General features: G+C 70.2%; 15 protein-coding genes and 1 pseudogene. 4 read left to right on the plus strand and 12 right to left on the minus strand.

The annotated features are described in order from the left end of the window. Nucleotides 1-38: 38 nt before the first annotated feature. The gene (locus tag AB0M73_RS13540; protein WP_363890741.1) at nt 39-278 is read right to left on the minus strand and encodes a hypothetical protein; all 240 of its coding nucleotides are present in this window, start codon (nt 276-278) and stop codon (nt 39-41) included. Beyond that, nucleotides 275-460 carry a hypothetical protein gene (locus AB0M73_RS13545; RefSeq protein WP_363890743.1) on the minus strand — a complete coding sequence of 62 codons (186 nt, stop codon included), beginning with the start codon at nt 458-460 and terminating at the stop codon, nt 275-277. The genes AB0M73_RS13540 and AB0M73_RS13545 overlap by 4 nt, the downstream gene beginning before the upstream one ends. A 177-nt stretch (nt 461-637) precedes the next feature. On the opposite strand from AB0M73_RS13545, the gene add reads away from it, so the two are divergent. Beyond that, nucleotides 638-1,666, plus strand: coding sequence for an adenosine deaminase (gene add, locus AB0M73_RS13550; protein ID WP_363890746.1), 1,029 nt, complete (start codon nt 638-640; stop codon nt 1,664-1,666). Between the two features lie 8 nt (nt 1,667-1,674). Here the strand turns inward: add and AB0M73_RS13555 are convergent. The 4 genes and pseudogenes from AB0M73_RS13555 to AB0M73_RS13570 form a co-directional block, all read right to left on the minus strand. Then, nucleotides 1,675-2,493 (minus strand): annotated as a pseudogene (locus tag AB0M73_RS13555) (IS5 family transposase). Nucleotides 2,494-2,783: 290 nt separating this feature from the next. Further along, nucleotides 2,784-4,127: an APC family permease gene (locus tag AB0M73_RS13560; protein ID WP_363890749.1), complete on the minus strand. Its 1,344-nt coding sequence runs from the start codon at nt 4,125-4,127 to the stop codon at nt 2,784-2,786. Continuing rightward, the gene (locus tag AB0M73_RS13565; protein WP_363891052.1) at nt 4,124-4,897 is read right to left on the minus strand and encodes a proline iminopeptidase-family hydrolase; all 774 of its coding nucleotides are present in this window, start codon (nt 4,895-4,897) and stop codon (nt 4,124-4,126) included. The genes AB0M73_RS13560 and AB0M73_RS13565 overlap by 4 nt, the downstream gene beginning before the upstream one ends. A gap of 137 nt (nt 4,898-5,034) precedes the next feature. Then, on the minus strand, nt 5,035-6,360 hold the full coding sequence (locus tag AB0M73_RS13570; protein ID WP_363890752.1) for an SPASM domain-containing protein: 1,326 nt from the start codon (nt 6,358-6,360) through the stop codon (nt 5,035-5,037). Nucleotides 6,361-6,559: 199 nt separating this feature from the next. On the opposite strand from AB0M73_RS13570, the gene AB0M73_RS13575 reads away from it, so the two are divergent. From AB0M73_RS13575 to AB0M73_RS13585, 3 genes are all read left to right on the plus strand, one after another. Further along, the gene (locus AB0M73_RS13575) at nt 6,560-7,267 is read left to right on the plus strand and encodes a DUF2071 domain-containing protein (protein WP_363890755.1); all 708 of its coding nucleotides are present in this window, start codon (nt 6,560-6,562) and stop codon (nt 7,265-7,267) included. Between the two features lie 194 nt (nt 7,268-7,461). Next, complete coding sequence (locus AB0M73_RS13580; RefSeq protein WP_363890758.1) at nt 7,462-9,018, plus strand: LCP family protein; 1,557 nt, start codon at nt 7,462-7,464, stop codon at nt 9,016-9,018. Nucleotides 9,019-9,067: 49 nt separating this feature from the next. Continuing rightward, entirely contained in the window at nt 9,068-10,000 is a 933-nt protein-coding gene (locus AB0M73_RS13585) for an alpha/beta hydrolase (RefSeq protein WP_363890760.1), read from the plus strand. Here AB0M73_RS13585 and AB0M73_RS13590 read toward each other — a convergent pair. From AB0M73_RS13590 to AB0M73_RS13615, 6 genes are all read right to left on the minus strand, one after another. After that, entirely contained in the window at nt 9,997-10,854 is an 858-nt protein-coding gene (locus AB0M73_RS13590; RefSeq protein WP_363890763.1) for a sugar phosphate isomerase/epimerase, read from the minus strand. The genes AB0M73_RS13585 and AB0M73_RS13590 overlap by 4 nt on opposite strands. Before the next feature lie 86 nt (nt 10,855-10,940). Further along, on the minus strand, nt 10,941-11,198 hold the full coding sequence (locus tag AB0M73_RS13595; protein WP_363890766.1) for a PLD nuclease N-terminal domain-containing protein: 258 nt from the start codon (nt 11,196-11,198) through the stop codon (nt 10,941-10,943). 128 nt (nt 11,199-11,326) lie between these two features. Further along, nucleotides 11,327-11,755, minus strand: coding sequence for a GNAT family N-acetyltransferase (locus tag AB0M73_RS13600; RefSeq protein WP_363890769.1), 429 nt, complete (start codon nt 11,753-11,755; stop codon nt 11,327-11,329). Nucleotides 11,756-11,793: 38 nt separating this feature from the next. Continuing rightward, entirely contained in the window at nt 11,794-12,369 is a 576-nt protein-coding gene (locus AB0M73_RS13605; protein WP_043716239.1) for an FMN reductase, read from the minus strand. Next, nucleotides 12,366-13,442, minus strand: a complete 1,077-nt coding sequence (locus AB0M73_RS13610; protein ID WP_043716236.1) for an LLM class flavin-dependent oxidoreductase — start codon at nt 13,440-13,442, stop codon at nt 12,366-12,368. The genes AB0M73_RS13605 and AB0M73_RS13610 overlap by 4 nt, the downstream gene beginning before the upstream one ends. A 70-nt stretch (nt 13,443-13,512) precedes the next feature. Beyond that, nucleotides 13,513-17,799 carry a BTAD domain-containing putative transcriptional regulator gene (locus AB0M73_RS13615; protein ID WP_363890774.1) on the minus strand — a complete coding sequence of 1,429 codons (4,287 nt, stop codon included), beginning with the start codon at nt 17,797-17,799 and terminating at the stop codon, nt 13,513-13,515. Nucleotides 17,800-17,820 lie beyond the last annotated feature (21 nt).

Raw genomic sequence — 17,820 nt, forward strand, 5'->3', positions numbered from 1 at the left:
GCAGAGGCGCCAGCCGAGTTCGGCGACGAAGTCATCTCTCAGCGGCGGCCAGTTGTTGAAGCGCACAGCAACGTTGCCAACCTGGCGTGTCCATTCGCCCGGCCAGTCACCGAGCGATCGCATGCGGGACAGCGGACGACGGGCTCACCGGTCAGTAGCCATGGCTCCAGCTGATCGATGTACCGGCCGATGGCCAGCCGCGCGGCGCAGTTCGGGCAGTCGGAAGGCGTGATGTTCTGGCCCGAGTCGAGGATCATCCGCTCGGCGATGACCTTCACAGCGGGGCGATGTCGGTGGTGCGGGCCGCGGCCTTCGAGCCCGGGAGATACGCGCTGGGCGGCGTCGGGTTCGGCACGATCACGCCGGTGGCGAGCAGCCGGTCGCGCACGGCCTCCGCGCGGACCGCGGCATCGTGCGGCGGCACCGAGATCTCGACCACCGTCACGTCATCGTCACTCACCCGCGACCGGTCTGAGCAAACCGGCTGACGGCGTGCGGCATCGTCGGCTACCGTCGGCGGCGTGACGGATTTCAAGCTGCCGCTCTACGGCGCTGACACCGAACGCGGCGACCTCGCTCCCTGAGTCGCCGGCCGTTCTTCCGTCCCCACAACCGTTTCTGCTCAGGGAGCACAGCCATGCCCGGCGACAGCCTGCGCGCGTTCATCCATGCCCTGCCCAAGGTCGAGCTGCACGTCCACCTCGTCGGCTCGGCCGGCGTCGACACCGTGCTCGCCCTGGCCCGTCGGCACCCCTCGGCCGGGGTGCCGACAGACGCGGCCGAACTGCGAGAATTCTTCACTTTCCGCGACTTCCCGCACTTCCTGAAGGTGTACTGGGCCGTACAGTCCATGCTCACCGACCGGCACGACATCGAGACCCTGGTCCTCGGCCTCGCCGACTCGCTGCGCAGCCAGAACGTCCGCTACGCGGAGGTCACCGTCACGCCGTACAACCACATGGTCGACGGCATGCCCGTCGATGAGCTGCTGGCCGGTCTCGCGGCCGGTCGGGCCGAGGCCGCCCGTCGTGGTGTCGATCTGGCCTGGTGCTTCGACATTCCCGGCGAGAAGGGCCTCGTCGCCGGCCGGGAGACCCTCGCCTTCGCCCTCACCGAGCGGCCCGACGGCCTCGTCAGCTTCGGTCTCGGCGGACCCGAGGTCGGCGTCCCTCGCGCCCAGTTCGCGCCGTTCTTCGCCGCCGCCCTGGACGCCGGTCTGCACAGCGTTCCCCACGCCGGCGAGACCTCCGGCCCGGCCACCGTCTGGTCCGCCGTTCGCGACCTGTCCGCTGAGCGCATCGGCCACGGGACCAGCTCCGCCGACGATCCCGCGCTGTTGGGCCACCTTGCCGAGCACCGCATCCCGTTGGAGGTCTGCCCCACCTCCAACCTCCGCACCCAGCAGGTCGCCACCATCGCCGACCACCCCGTGGGCCGCATGCTGTCCGCCGGCGTCATCGTCACCCTCAACACTGACGACCCGCCCATGTTCGAGGCGACCTTGGAGGGGGAGTATCTCGCCGTGGCGGAGGCGTTCGGCCTGGGTGCAGGGGACCTCCGCCAACTGGCCCGCAACGCCGTTGACGCCTCTTTCCTCCCCGCCGCCGCGAAGTCCTCCCTGCTAGCCGAAATCGCCACCACCCCAACCCCCGCGAGTCCCGCTTAGAGGGTGTCTTACGTGGTGGCCTTGGCTAGCCTCTTGAAGCAGGTCAAGGCCGCCGCCAACGTCAGGAACGCGCAGAAGTGGTTCACCTTGCGCTCGTACCGCACCGCGAGTCGGCGGTACCCGAATAACCAGGCGATCGTGCGTTCGATGACCCACCGATGCCGGCCTAGCTGCGTGCTGGACTCGGTGTCCTTGCGGGCGATCCGCACCGCAATCCCCTGATCACGTACCCACGCCCGTAACTCCTTGGTGTCGTAGGCCTTGTCCGCGTGCAGCTTGTCGGGCTTGCGTCGGCGGGGACCACGCCGAGATTTCACCGCCGGGATGGCCCGCACCAACGGTTTGAGCCCGTAGGCGTCGTTGGTGTTGGCCGCCGACACCGCGACCGACAACGGCAGGCCAGCCCGATCAGCCAGGGCGTGGATCTTCGAGCCGGGCTTGCCGCGGTCTACTGGGCTCGGACCGGTCAACGATCCCCTTTTTTCGCGCGTACCGCCGCCGCGTCCACCACCACCCGCGACCAGTCGATCAAGCCCTGGCCGCCCAACTCGTCCAGGACCGCCCGATGCACCCGTGGCCACAGGCCGGCCTTGGTCCACTCGGTGAACCTGCGGTGCGCGGTCGGCACCGTGACCCCGAACGACGGCGGTAGATGCCGCCAGGCGCAGCCGCTGGTCAACACGAACACGATCGCGGTGAACACCGCCCGGTCGTCCACCGGTGTCGTCCCACCGCCCTGCCGACGCGGCGTGAACTGTGGGACCAACGGCGCGACCAGCGCCCACAACTCGTCGGGCAACCAGCCGTTGCGACAACGCATCCGTCACAACGTCTGATCATGACAGCGGCCAGGCAAGATCCACGTGAGACGAGCTCTTAGCGTCACACCGAAATACGGTTTCGGGCAGATTCGCACCGCCGGCGACGGGCGGATGGGGACCGCTGCCAAGGATGGCGGACACCCCGAGCTACGACGCGAGGCCAGCGGCTGACCGTATTTCGGTGTGACACCAGGCGTGGGCGGTTCGGAACTCGACGCATGGTGGCCCGAGAGCGGGACTCGCGGTTCTGCCTGAAAACGTGTTTCGGTGTGACGCTGGGCGGGACTCGCGGGGGTTCAGAGGTCGGGGAGGGTGATGGGGCGGCGGGTGAGGGTGCGGACGAGGATGACCACCAGGCCGATGGCCAGCCAGACGAGGCCGCCGATCTTGGCGGCGGGGTCGGCGTTCCACAGGACGTAGCCGATGATCACGAAGCCGATGAGGGGCACGACCAGGTGCATGCCGAAGGTGCGCTGGCGGAGCTTGATCAGGTGGTAGACGGCGACGGAGACGTGGAGCATCAGGAAGGCGAACAGGGCGCCGAAGTTGACCAGGGTGGAGAGGAACTCGATCTGCCCGACGAAGAAGATGCCGAGGATGAGGCTGACGGCGGCGACGAGCAGCACGGCCCGCTCGGGGACGCGGCGCTTCTCGTTGACGTGGGCCAGGAAGGGCGGCAGCGTGCGGTCCCGGGCCATGGAGAACAGCAGACGGGCGGTGGCGTTCTGGGCGACGAGGCTGTTGGCGACGGCGGCGGCAAGCGCCGACACGACGGCCACCAGGACGGTCAGCCACGGCCCGGCGGCGAGGCCGGCGACGTGGTAGAAGGCCTGGTTGGTGGCGTCCTGGCCGACGAACTCGGTGGTGCCGGGCACCAACAGCGCGGCCAGCCAGGTCTGCACGATGAACAACACGGCCACCAGGCACAGCGACACCATGGTCGCCCGCCCGACGACCCGAGGCCCGCCCTGAACCTCCTCGGACTGGGTGGAGATGGCGTCGAAGCCGAGAAAGGACAGCACGGCGACGGACAGTGCCGCGAACACCAGGCCGGGGGAGAACTCGGCGGCGTTGAAGAACGGCGTGAACGACCAGGCGCCGCGGGCCGACACCGCGACGACCGCGGCTACGACGAAGATCGCCAACACGACCAGTTCGACGATCAGGAACCACCGGTTGACCTGGGCTGTGGTCTCGATGCCGGCCAGATTCACCGCGGTGTTCAAAGCGACGAACACCACCACCCACAGCCACTGCGGCACGGCCGGCAGCACAGTCCCCAGGGCGGCGGCGCCGGTGACGTAGAGCAGGGTCGGCACGAGCAGGTAGTCGAGCAGAATCGCCCACCCGGCCAGGAAGCCGACCCACGGCGCGATGCCACGGCCGGCATAGGTGTAGACGGAGCCGGCGACCGGGAAGGCGCGACTCATCTCCCGATAGCTCAACGCGGTGAACACCATGGCCACCAGGCCGATGACGTAGGTCAGCGGCACCATGCCCTTGGACGCGTTGAACACCACGCCGAAGATGGCGAACGGGGCGATCGGCACCATGAAGATCAGCCCGTACACCAACAGGTCTCGCAGCCGCAGCGAGCGCCTGAGCTCCTGTCGGTAGCCGAAGTCGGACAGCTCGCTCACGACAGCGTCCCCAGGAAGCCGCCGACGACCTCGGCGAACCGTTCCGGTTCCTCCACGTGCGGCATGTGGCTGGACTCCTCGAAGATCTCCCACCGCACATCGGGAATGCGGTCGAAGTACGGCTGCACGGTCTCCGGTGTCGCCTCGTCGTGCCGGCCGCTGACCAGCAGGGTCGGCGCCGCGACGGCATCGATCCGGTCGATGATCGACCAGTCCCGGAGGCTGCCGATGACGTGGAACTCGCTGGGCCCGTTCATCGCGTGGTAGACGGTCGGATCCGCGTCCAGCGCCTCGAACGTGGCAGCCACCTCGGCCGGCATCGGCACCACCCGGCACACGTGCCGCTCGTAGAAGACGTCCACGGCGTCCTTGTACTCCTGGCTGTCGGTGGTGCCGTCGGCTTCGTGCGTGCGCAACGTCTTCTCGACGTCCGGCGGCAGCTCCGCGCGCAGCCGGTCCGCAGCGGCCGACCACAGGCGCATGGACGCCGGCGAGTTGGCGATCACCAGCCCGCGCAGCCCGGCCGGCCGGCGCACGGCGTGCTCAGCGGCCAGCATGCCGCCCCAGGACTGCCCGAGCAGCGCGTAGCGGTCGGCGATGCCCAGCGCGTGCAGCAGATTGTCCAGTTCTGACAGGAAAAGCTCCACCGTCCAGAAGTCGGGCGGGCGCCCGGCAGATGGGTGGAACGGCCGCTGCCGAGCTGGTCGTAGTGCACCACGGGCCGGTCGCCGGCCAGCGATGTCAGACGCAGCAGGTAGTCGTGGGTGCAGCCTGGGCCGCCGTGCAGCACGACCAGGGGCACACCACCTGAGCCGAGCTCACCCGTTACCCGGTGCCAGGTCTGGTGTTCGCCGAACGCGATGTGCCCTTCGCCGCTCATACCACCTCAGTACCGAGGTCCGGCTGGTCACGTCAATAGCGGAACGAGGCCAGTTCGCGACGCTTCGAGCTCCAGCCGCTGCTGGATGTTGAACTTGTAGCTGGGGCAGGGGGGATTGCCCTCGCCCCAGTGCTTCGGGCAGCTGCCGCCGCACACCGGCAGGAACACGCAGCCGGCGCAGCTCTGCTCGCCGCGGTTGACCCGGTCGTGCCAGTCGTCGTAGCGCCCGGCGGGCCGCTGCCGGTCATGGTCGGCGTGCTCCACCAGCTCCAGCACGTCACCCTGCTCGTGCTCGGGCACCAGCGGGTGTTCGGTGCACGAGAAGATCGCGCCGCTGCTGCTGATCACCTCGGCGCTGCGGGTCACGGCCGGGCAGATCGGACCCCGCAGCTGGGCCGGGATCAGCGTCCGGGTGACCATCCCGACCTCGTGCATCCGCCGCAGCCACCGGGGTTCCGCCGCCGCGAACCGCTGCCGGGCCACTCGGGGCGCCGACATGTCGTTGCTCCACGCGTGCACCACCCGCAGGTCGAACTCGACCATCGGGTGGTTCAGCCCGGCCTTGACCATGGCGTCGATGAAGGTGTCCACATGATCGATGTCGGCCACGTCGAGCGTGCCGCGAATCGTCAGGCCCAGCTTGGGAAACTCGTCGGCGTGCCGCACCACGTCGGCCAGCACCGCCAGCACACGGTCGTGCTGACGGCGCGGATCGCCGATGCCGTCGATCGTCACGCACACCGAGTCGACCCGGCATTCCTCATACAGGACACGGAGTTTGCGCAGGGTCAGCAGCGCGCCGTCGGTGGTCAGCCGGGACCGGTAGCGCACGCCGGCGGCGTCGGCCGCCTCGACGAACTGGCGGGCCAGGTCGCGCACGATCGCGTACGCCATGAGCGGATCGTCGCCGAACCAGCCGATCCGCACCTCCTGCGTGCTCGGCCGGTTGACGGCCCGCAGGAGCCGATCCCGCACGGCGCTGCGGTGGTTGGCCGAGGTCTTGCCGCGCACATGCACCTGGCCGCAGTACTCGCAGCCCAGGTTGCAGTACCCGTTGGGCACCAACACATAGTTCAGCGTCGCCGTCGAGCGCGCCCGGGCCCGCTGCTCGTCCAGCACGTCGGTCAGCTCGTCACGGCCCTCGGGCACGAGGATCTTCAGGTTGGACAGGCGATCGGAGACCGCCGCCGGCAGCGCGGCGCAGTCGCCGTGACGCAGCGCCCGTGCCACCTGGTCGCCGACCGTGCTGACCCGCGAGGTGCGGGTGTTGAGCACCAGCCGCACCGGCTTGCCGGCCCCGTCGGCGTACACGGCGTCGCTGACGACCAGGTACCTGCTTGCTTGCTGTCGCACGGCTTCGGTTGCTCCTCGACGGGGTCTGACCTGGTGATGACACAGATCCTCACCTCGCGGGCGTCCTCGTGCGTATACGCACATCTACGTAGAACTTCCATGTATCTGTTGTCGGACAACGCTTTTTGCGGTGCGAAGCTGCCCTGGAGTCACTGGTGGCCGGGTAGATTCGGGCAACGTGTGGTCTAAGCTCGGAGGCATGGAAGTCGAGCCCGTGACCGTCACGACACCGCGGCCGCTCCGGCGCGCGGTGATGACGCAGGCGTGGCGCGAGCTCACCTTCCTGCACTGGCCGGTGGAGCCGGACCGGGTGGCCGGCCTGCTCCCGCCCGGCACGGCGCCCGACACCCTGGACGGAACCACGTACGTCGGGCTGGTTCCGTTCCGCATGCGGAGGGTGTGGCGGGTGCCGTATCTCGGCACGTTCCCGGAGACGAACGTGCGACTGTACTCAGTGGACGCTCGCGGCCGGCGCGGAGTGGTGTTCCGCTCGCTGGACGCGTCCCGGCTGCTGCCCGTGCTCGTCGCCCGGCTCGGCGTCCGCCTGCCCTACATCTGGTCGTCGATGCGGATCGGCTACGAGGGGGATGTCGTCACCTACGCCACTCACCGGCGCCGCGACGGGCCCTCCAGCCGGGTCCGGGTGCTGCCCGGGGCTCCGATCGCCGAGCCGAGTGAGCTGGAACACTTCCTGACCGCGCGCTGGGGCCTGCACGTGTCCTGGCACGGTCGCACGCTGTACGTGCCGAACGAGCACCCGTCCTGGCCGCTGCACCGCGCCGAGCTGCTGGACCTCCAGGACGGCCTGCTGGCCGCGGCCGGCGTGCCCGGGCCGGCCGAGCCGCCGGTCAGCGTGCTGTGGTCACCCGGTGTGTCCGTGCGTTTCGGCCTGCCCCTGACCCGATGAGGTGACGTCGTCACGTTGAGTAGGTGAGGCCCGGGGGATACGTGCCGCTTGCGCAGGTCGCGTGCCCGGACGGGCGGTCGCCATCTCACGGCGGGCAACGGCAGGGCACTATGGACGTCCTAGGGACAAGTGGGTGCACCGTCGTGCGACCCCGCTGACCAGGCCGTGTTTCACCAGAAGGGGAGGATCGCGCCATGCCGGAGCGCGTCGACGCGCGGCGGATGCCGCCGCGGCCCGCCGGGCCGCCTCGCCCGCCCGCCCGCCGCCGCACCAACCCGGCCCTGCGCACCGTGCAGGTGCTGATGGTCGTGGTGTCGATGATCGTCTTCGGCGGCACCTGGTACGCGTGGTCCCAGCTGGCCCAGCTCAACGGCCTGACCACGGCCAACGTGATCGGCAAGGCGGTGCCGCCGGCGGCCGAGCAGAACATCCTCATGGTCGGCCTGGACACGCGCACCGACGCGATGGGCAACCCGCTGCCCCAGGACGTGCTCAACCAGCTGCACGCCGGTGGCGGCGACGACGGCGGCGACACCACCGACACCATGATCGTGATCCACATCCCGGCCGGCGGCGGCGCGGCCACCGCCATCTCCATCCCGCGCGACTCGTACGTGCAGATCGCCAGCGACGACGGCAGCGACGAGTACGGCAAGCACAAGATCAACGCGGCCTACAGCTACGGTCGCAACGACGCCTACTCCACGCTGTCCAAGCAGGGGCTCAAGGGCGCCGAGCTGGAGACCAAGGCGGCCGAGGCCGGCGCCAAGACCTCCATCGCCACCATCCAGCAGTTCACCGGTCTCCAGATCACCCACTACGCCGCGGTCAACCTGGCCGGCTTCTACTTCATCAGCCAGGCCATCGGCGGCGTGCCGGTGTGTCTGATCAACCCGGTGAAGGACTCCTTCTCCGGAGCCAACTTCCAGGCCGGCCAGCAGACGGTGGAGGGCTCCAACGCGCTGGCCTTCGTCCGTCAGCGCCACGGCCTGCCCAACGGCGACCTCGACCGGATCAAGCGGCAGCAGGCCTTCATGTCCAGCATGGCCAAGACCGTGCTGTCCGCCGGCACGCTGGCCAATCCGGGCAAGCTCAACAACCTGATCGAGGCCGTGAAGAAGGCCGTCGTCATCGACCAGGGCTGGGACGTGCTCCAGTTCGCCCAGCAGCTGCAGGGCATGAGCACCGGCAACATCAAGTTCGTGACGATCCCGATCGTCAGCATCACCCTGCAGACCCCGCACGACGGCGACGCCGTCCAGGTCGACCCCGGCCAGGTCCAGGACTTCGTGAAGCAGACGATCGCCACCGCCGGCGGCTCCACCACCAGCACCTCCGCGTCCGGCGCCGCCAGCCCCAAGTCCGTCGACTACTCGGCGACCACTGTGGACGTCCGCAACGGCGCCGGCGTCTCCGGTCTGGCCAGCACCGTGCTGGAGAAGCTGGTCGGCAAGGGCTTCGGCCGTGGCGACACCGGCAATGCCAACGCCCGCAAGGCTTCCAGCGTCAACTACTCGTCGGCCGACAAGGCCGCCGCGCAGGCCGTGGCCAAGGCGCTCGGCGGCGTCCCGCTGGTCGCCGACGACTCCGTCACCGCCGGGCATGTCCGGGTCTACCTCGGCACCGACTACAACACCAAGTACGGCTTCACCGGCAGCTCGTCGTTGCAGCTCAACACCTTCGCCGCGGCCGCGCAGACCAGCTCGTCAACCGCGCCCATCACCGCCGACGGCGTGCCCTGCATCAACTAGCACCGCATCAACCAGCACCGCATCAACCAGCACCGCCCGGGAGTCATCCTTGCCGTTCGCGCTGGACAGCGAAGTGGCCGCTGCGCTGGCCGGCTTGCAAGCCGGCGACAACGGCCCCGCGACGCCCGCCCCGCGTGGCGACTGGCGGTCCCGTCGGGTCCTCGTCAACGCCATGATGGCGGGCCTCAACTCCGGCCAGCCCGAGCACGCTGACGTCGTGCGGACCGACCACCAGGTCGGCGTGCCGGCCCGGTGGTACGCGCCCGCCGGCGGCGGTAGTGGATCCGCGGTGGTCTACCTGCACGGCGGCGGCATGATCGGCAGCTCGGTCGACCATTTCGACCGGACGATCGCCGGTTACGTGGCCGACACCGGCGTGCCGATGCTGGCTGTCGACTACCGCCTCGCCCCGGAACATCCGCATCCCACGCCGGTCGAGGACTGTTACGCGGGCCTGGCCTGGCTCGTGGAACATGCCGCCGAACTGAACGTCGACCCCGCCCGGATCGCGGTGATGGGCGACAGCGCCGGCGGCGGGCTGGCCGCCGGCACCGCGCTGCTGGCCCGGGACCGAGGCCTGCCGGTGGCCCGGCAGATCCTCGTCTACCCGATGCTCGACGACCGGACCACCACGGACGACCCGGCGCTGGCGCCGTTCCTCGGCTGGTCCGCCGACGACAACTACACCGGCTGGCACGCCCTGCTCGGCGACGCCGCCGGCGGGCCCGAGGTGTCCTCGTACGCCGCCCCGGCTCGGGCGTCCGACCTGTCGGGCCTGCCACCGTCCTATGTGGAGGTCGGGGAGCTGGACCTCTTCCGTGACGAGTCCATCGACTACGCCCGACGGATCGCCGCCGCCGGCGCCTCCGTCGAGCTCCACGTGCATCCCGGCTGTCCGCACGGCTTCGAGCTCATCGCGCCCGACTCCGCCGTCGCCCGGCGCGCCCGGGCCGACCGACTCCGTGTGCTGAAAGGGTTTTAGCGCCGGCCCGTGGCCAGACCGCGCCCGACGAGGTAGTCGTAGCAGTTCTGGAGCAGCCAGTACATGTCGTAGTGCGAGCGGTCCATCTCCACGATGTTCCACTTCACCGACGGATTGGCGCGGGCCACGCCGTCAACGTCGATCACGCCCTGGCCGTAGGGCACCATGTAGTCGTCCATGCCGGTGGCCGGGCCGTCCTTGATGTGGATGTACTCCAGCCGGCGGCCCAGCGAGCGCTCGACGGCGACGGGGTCGACGCCGCCGGTCTGCGCCCAGTAGGTGTCGAGCTCGATGACGACGCGGGGATCCAAGGCGTCCAACAGGATCCGGTAGGCCTGGCGGCCGTTGAAGGAGTTGCGGAACTCGGCGAAGTGGTTGTGGTAGCCGATCCGCATGCCGTACGCGGCGGCGTTGACGACCGCCTGGTTGATCCGGTCCGCGCCGCGCAGGATGGCGTCGCGGGTGTCGAACTCCTCCGGCTCCAGGCTCCACACCAGGGTGCGCGAACCCAGTTCCGCGTAGGTGTCGAGGATGGACTTGGCATCGTCACCGGACGGGAACGGCGCGTGCGAGCTGCACAGCCCGAGCCCGAGGGAGTCGAGGCGCTTGCGCACCGCCGTCGGCGAGTTGTCGTACAGGTCGTAGCTTTCGATGGCGACGTAACCCATGGCCGCGACCTTGTTCAGCGTGCCGAGCAGGTCCTGCTCGGCCTGGTCGTTCAGCGACCACATCTGCAGGGCGATCGGCGCCGGACACTTGCGGCCGGGGGCCGCACCCGCAGTGGCGGCCGGCAGTGCGGCGCCGGCCGCCAGCACGGCGGCCGACGTCAACAGGGAGCGACGGCTGAGCGTCATGAGGACTCCTTCACAGGTGTCAAACGCCTGCCACTCCACCGGTCCCCGGGTCGACGGTCAAGTACGGGTGATCAATGGGGAACGTTTCAGTAGTACGGGCGTGGCCGCGGGCGCCCGACGACGAACCAGAGCAGGCTGCCCAGGAACGGCAGGCACAGGACCACCAGGATCCACAGGATCTTGCCGCCGCACCCGACGTCCGCGCCGAGAATGCTGAACAGCGCCGCCAGGAAGAAGACGACCAGGAAGATGCCCACGGCGATCAGGACGATCATGAGGCCGACCCCGATGCCCCGGGCGGCGAGGTCGTCGCTGATGGTGAAGGCCTGTGCGAGGTGTGCCATGACCCGAAGCTATGGGCTGATCGGGTTACCCGGCATCGATCCTGCGTCGGAACGCGCTGTACGACTTTAGTCGAACGCCAGCCACGAGCAGGACGGCCTGAGCGAATGGCAGGGGACGACCGGTATCGCTACTTGGACGAGTAGCGGTAGACGCCTGAGTCGCGGAGCTCGAAGCCGAGGCGTTGGTACAGGCGGTTGGCGGCCTCGCGGGAGGGCCGGGAGGTCAGGTCGACGGTGCGAGCGCCGGCCTCGGTGGCGATGCGGAGGGCGGCCAGCGTCAACTCCTCGCCGACGCCCTGGCCGCGGGCCGAGGAGTCGACGACGACATCGTCGATGTGGGCCCGCAAGCCGGTGGGAATGGGGTACATCACCAGGGTGAGGGTGCCGACGATGCCGGTGGCGTCGCGGGCCACCAACACCGTGGTGGCCTCGTGGCCGGCGATGCCCGCCAGCGCCGCCTTGGACAGCGGCGCGGCGGAGCGGGAGAGCTGGGGCAGCAGCCGGGCGAAGGCGGCGGCCACCTCGTCGGTGACGTCGGAAAGGACCTCGATCTTCACCGGCCCCACTGTGTCAGAAACGGGCTGCCGGGTCAGAACTACCGGGCCAGCAGCTGCTCGAAGGGCACGAAGGTGTCGGCCGGCTTGGCCACCGAACGCAGGCCGAGGGCCCGGTCGGCGAGCTCGGCGCCGGCCTGGCGGACCCGGTCGTGCAGGGAGGGGCTGCCGAAGTCGGACGAGGCGGCGTACACGCCGGTCGGGGTGACCTCGGCCCGCAGGTAGGCGAACATCGGGCGCAGCTGGTAGTCGAGCACCAGGGAGTGCCGCTCGGAGCCGCCGGTGGCGGCGATCAACACCGGCTTGCCGACCAGGGATTCCTTGTCCAGCACGTCGAAGAAGGACTTGAACAGCCCGCTGTACGAGGCGGTGAACACCGGGGTGACGGCGATCAGCGCGTCGGCCGAGGTGACCGCGGAGATGGCCGCGGACAGCTTGGGGCTGGGGAAGCCGGTCAGCATGTTGTTCGTGACATCGACGGCGATGTCCCGCAGCTCGATCACCGTGATCTCGGCGTCGCCCAGCGCCTCGCGGGTGGCGGCGGCGAGCTGGTCGGCCAGCAGCCGCGTGGAGGACGGCTGGCTCAGACCGGCCGTCACGACGGCGATGGTGGTCATGCGGACACCTTCTTCTGCAGCAAGGAAGCGTGGGTGGGGGCGTCGGGCACGTGGGCGGGCCGCTTGGCGTCGAGCTCCTTGCGGAGCACGGGAACGATCTCGCCGAGCAGGTCGAGCTGCTCCAGCACGGTCTTGAGCGGCAGGCCGGCGTGGTCCATCAGGAACAGCTGGCGCTGGTAGTCGCCGAAGTGCTCGCGGAAGGTCAGCGTCTTGTCGATGACCTCCTCCGGGCTGCCGACGGTCAGCGGGGTCTGCGAGGTGAAGTCCTCCAGCGAGGGCCCGTGCCCGTACACCGGCGCGTTGTCGAAGTACGGCCGGAACTCGCGCACGGCGTCCTGGGAGTTGCGGCGCATGAAGACCTGGCCGCCGAGGCCCACGATGGCCTGGTCGGCCGAGCCGTGCCCGTAGTGCTCGAACCGCTGCCGGTACAGCTGGATCAGCTGCTGGAAGTGGTAGGTGGGCCAGAAGATGTGGTTGGCGAAGAAGCCGTCGCCGTAGTAGGCGGCCTGCTCGGCGATCTCGGGGCTGCGAATGGAGCCGTGCCACACGAACGGCGGCACGCCGTCGAGCGGGCGGGGCGTGGAGGTGAACTCCTGCAACGGCGTGCGGAACTTGCCGGACCAGTTCACCACGTCCTCGCGCCACAACTTGTGCAGCAGCGCGTAGTTCTCGATGGCCAACGGGATGCCCTGGCGGATGTCCTTGCCGAACCAGGGATACACCGGCCCGGTGTTGCCGCGGCCCATCATCAGGTCGACCCGGCCGTCGGCCAGGTGCTGCAGCATCGCGAAGTCCTCGGCGATCTTCACCGGGTCGCTGGTGGTGATCAGCGTGGTCGCGGTGGACAGGATGATCTTCTCGGTCCTGGCCGCGACGTAGCCGAGCATGGTGGTGGGCGACGAGGGCACGAACGGCGGGTTGTGGTGCTCGCCGGTGGCGAACACGTCCAGCCCGACCTCCTCGGCCTTGAGCGCGATCGTGACCATCGCCTTGATCCGCTCGGCCTCCGTCGGCGTGACGCCGGTGGTGGGGTCGGCCGTCACGTCGCCGACGGTGAAGATTCCGAACTGCATGTCCGTCGCTCCTCTCGACTCGTCCAGTACTTGAACACTCAACTACTGGGCGCTCGACAGTATTCCACGGTCAGCAGGGGTCCGTGGGGGAGTCCTCGCTCACATAGGTCCGCCACTCGGCGTCGCTGACCGGGGTGCCCCGCGTCGCGCACACCTGGCGGGCCACGGCCTCGGGATCGGTCTGCCACAAGGAGTTCGGCGCGTTGGCCACGCCCGCGGCCACACTGCCGCCACGCGGATCGAACGTCACCGCCGTCACGTTGTCGGTCGGGCCGGACAGGGTTGCCGACAGCTGGGGCGTGTGCGGGTCGCTGACGTCCCAGATGGACACCGTGCGGTCCCAGCTCGCGCTGGCCAGCGACTTGCCATCGGCGCTGAACGCCACCGAGGTGACGGTGTTGGTGTGGTCGGTCAAGGCGCTGACCTGCGACGGAGCGCCGCCGACGTTCCACAGCTCGACGGCATGGTCCTCGCCGCCGGTGGCCAGCAGGCGGCCGTCGGCCGACAGCGCGATGCTCCGGATCGGGGCCGGCCGGCTGGTGGCGATCGGGGACCTGCTGACCGGATGCACCGGATCGGAGACGTCCCACAGCCGAGCCGAGCCGTCATAACTGCCGCTGGCCAGGGTCTTCCCGTCGGCGCTGAACGCCAGCGAGCTCACGACGTCGGTGTGCTCGGCCAGTGGCCGCCCGATCGGCGTCACCTGTCTCGCGTCCGTCACGTCCCATAGTCTAATCAGGTGATCGTCACCAGATGTGACAATCATCTTTCCGGACGGATCGAAGACCACCGCCTCCAGTTGCCCGGTGGAGGCCGGCACGCTGGACAGCAGGGTCGGCCGGGCCGGATCGGAGACGTCCCAGAGCCGGGCCGTGTGGTCGTAGCTCACACTGGCCAGCGTCTTCCCGTCGGGACTGAACGCCGCCGAGGTCACCGGGCCACTGTGGCCGCTCAGAGTAGCCAGGGCCGTCGGGCGGCGCGGGTCCGAGGTGCCCCACAGTCGCACGGTGCCGTCGTAGTGACCGCTGGCCAGTACCTTGCCCGTCTTGTCGAAGGCCAGGCCCCAGCCGGACTGCGCATGGCCGTTCACCTCGGCGGCCCGCACGTCCCACACCGACACGCACCAGTTGGCGGCCCCGGTCGCCACCGACGAGCCGTCCGGGCTGAACGCCACCGCGCGGATGGTCGCCGGGGCCGTGAACGAGGCGACCTGGGCGCCGCCGGCCAGGTCCCAGAGCCGGGTGATGTGGTCGTCGCCGCCGGCCGCGACCGTCCGGCCGTCGGGGCTGAACGCCACGGCCTCCAGGAAGCTGGTGGCGCCGGTGAACGTCGACACCAAGCCGCCGGCGGTGTCCCAGACGCGGACCGTCTCGTCGTAGCTGGCGCTGGCCACCCGGCGGCTGTCCGGGCTGAACGCCACGCCCGTCACGGCGTTGGCATGCCCGGTGAGGACGCCGGCCGGCGCGCCGGTGGCGGCGTTCCACAGCCGCACGGTGTTGTCGTAGCTGCCGCTGGCCACCAGCTTGCCGTCGGGGCTGTAGGCGATCGAGGTGACGGTCTTCTCGTGTCCGTTGAGGACTCCGGCCGGCTTGATCTGACGACCGTCCACTTGCCACAGTCGAACCGTCTTGTCCCCACTGGCCGAGGCCAGGTGCTTGCCGTCGGGGCTGAACGCCAGCGCGAACACGCTGTCGGTGTGTCCCTTGGCCACCGCGAGCTGGGCCGGGCTGCGCGGATTGCTGACGTCCCACAGGATTATTGACCCATCGGCGACGCCGGCGGCCAGCTGCTTGCCGTCCCGGCTCAGCGCAACGCCATAGGCCGCGCTCGGCACCTGGACCGTCGCGACCTCGGTGCGGGCGCCGGCGTCCCACAGTCGGACCGACTTGTCCTTGCTGGCGCTGGCGAGGAGATTTCCCCCGTACGACAAGGCCGTCACGCCGTCGGTGTGCCCGAGCAGCCGGGTCGTCGCCGGCACGCCCGACGCGGTCAGCAGGCTGCCGCGGGCCTCCGTCGTCGGCGAGGTGCGGTAAGCCACCAGGCTAAGCTGCGCCGCCAGCGCGGGATCGGCCGCCAGCAGGGAATTCGCCCGCAGCGCCACCTGTCTGGACATGGCGTCGGCCCGCTCCTGCAACGCCGTGTTCCGCTCCACGAAGGCAAAAACCATCGAAGCCACGGCCACCAGCAGCAGCACCGTCAACGCCGCCACCAGCTGCCGCAGCCGCCGGGTCCGCCGCACCGCCGCCTGCTGCTCGGCGGCCTCGCGGGAACGGCTGGCGTCCAACAGTTCCCGCTCGATCGGGGCCAAGGTGCCGTCGTCCGGCGCCCAGTTCAGGGCGATCGCCAGCTTCGCGCCCCGATACAGCCCCGAGTCGTCGCGGCCGTCCCGCTGCCACGACCGGGCGTCCCGCGCCAGCTGCTGGTGCAGCCGCAGGCCCTCACGGTTGTCGGCCACCCACTGCCGCAGCCGTGGCCACGAGCGCAGCAAGGCCTCGTGGCTGATCTCCGCGGTGTCCTCATCCACCGTCACCAGCCGTGCCCGGGCCAGCGCGTCCAGCACCGCCGCCGCGGTCTCCGGGTCGGCGGCGCCCTCGATCAGACCGGCCCGGTCCACCCGGGCCCGGGTCACCTCGACGCCCTCGCCGACGTGCACCATGCGCAGCAGCAGCCGTCGCACGAGGTCCCGTCCGACCGGGTCGAACCGGGCATACGTGGCGTCGGCCGTGGTGGCGATGGCCCGATGGATGCCGCCGACCTCGGCGTATCCCTGCAATGTCAGCCGATTGCCGTCGCGGACCTGCCAGGTCGCCAGCAGCGAGTGCGCGAGCAGCGGCAGCACGCCGCCGGTGTCCTCCTCGGCCCCGAGATCGCGCAGCAGCACGTCGCTCAGGCCCGGCTCCAGCTCCAGGCCGGCTAGCGCCGCCGGCCGCTCGATCGCCTCCCGCAGCGCCGACGCCGTCATCGGGCCGACCACCACCGCCCGTTCGAGCGAGGCCAGCAGCTCCGGGAAGCGGGCGCAGTGCCCGTAGAAGTCGGCCCGCACCCCGTAGACCACGGCCGCGTTCAGCGCGGTCAGGGCCGCCACGAAGATCCGGCGCTGGGCCTCGTCCTCGCACTGCGTGAACAGCTCCTCGAACTGGTCGATCACCACCACCAGCCGCTCCGACCCGTCCAGCACGCCGGCCAGCTCGCCCGGGTCGTCCTGCATGATCGCCAGCAGCTCCGACGGCGGCCGGCCGGTGGCCTGGGCCAGCGAGGAGGCCAGCGCCTCCACCGGCTTGTTGCCCGGCGTGAACAGCAGCCACGACCAGCGGCGCGGCGTGGCCAGGTCCATGCCCTCGACCGTCGGCACCAGCCCGGCCCGCAGCAGCGAGGACTTGCCCGAGCCGGACGCGCCCACCACCGCCACCGGGCCGTCCCGACGCGGATCGCCGAGCCGGTCCACCAGCGTCGCCGTCAGCTGCTCACGTCCGAAGAAGTACTGCGCGTTGCCCACCGAGAACGCCAGCAGCCCCGGGTACGGGCTGCGACCCTCCCGGGCCGGCGTCGGCGGCTCCTCCTTGGGCAGCGTCACCGTCACCCGCGGCGTCGGGCGGCCCAGCACCGGGTCGTTGGCCAGGATCTGCTGGTAGACCGCCTGCACCTCGGTGCCCGGGTCCACGCCCAGCTCCGCCGCCAGCAGCCGGCGCAGCCGGTCGTGGTGCTCCAGCGCCTCCGCCTGCCGCCCGCCCCGGTACAGGGCGATCATGTGCAGAGCTCGCAACCGCTCGCGCAGCGGATTGTCCTCAACGGTCGTTCGCAGGTCCACGACCACTTCGGACTCCCGGCCCAGCGACAGCAGCGTCTCCGCCCGGTCCTCGATCGCCGCCAGCCGCAGCTCCTCCAGATGCTGCCGCTGGCTCTCCGCGAACGGCCCCGGCACCCCCGCCAGCGGCTCGCCCTGCCACAGGCGCAGGCCCTCGTCCCACTGCGCGATCGCCTGCTCCACCTCGTTGGCCGCCCGCGCCTGGCCCGCCTGCTGGAACGCGTGCTCGAACCGCCACACGTCCAGGTGCTCCGGCTCCAACGCCAGCCGATACCCCGAGCCCACGCTCGTCAGCACGCTGTCGCGGGCCGGCGCCTTGCGATCCCCCGCCAGCGTCTGCCGCAGCTTCGAGACGTAGGTGTGGATGATGCCCCGCACGCTTTCCGGGGGTTCCTCGCCCCACACCCCGTCCACCAGCTCGGTCCGCGACACCACCTGATTGCGCCGCACCGCCAGCTGCGCGAACAGGGCCCGTTGCTTCGGTGGCCCCAGCTCCAGCTCGCGTCCGTCGATCTCTGCGTGCAGCGCGCCCAGGAGCTTGACCAGCAGCATGGCTGCATCCTATGGCGCGCG

Origin of the sequence: Kutzneria sp. NPDC051319, from assembly GCF_040682195.1 — a bacterium.
GTDB lineage: Bacteria > Actinomycetota > Actinomycetes > Mycobacteriales > Pseudonocardiaceae > Kutzneria.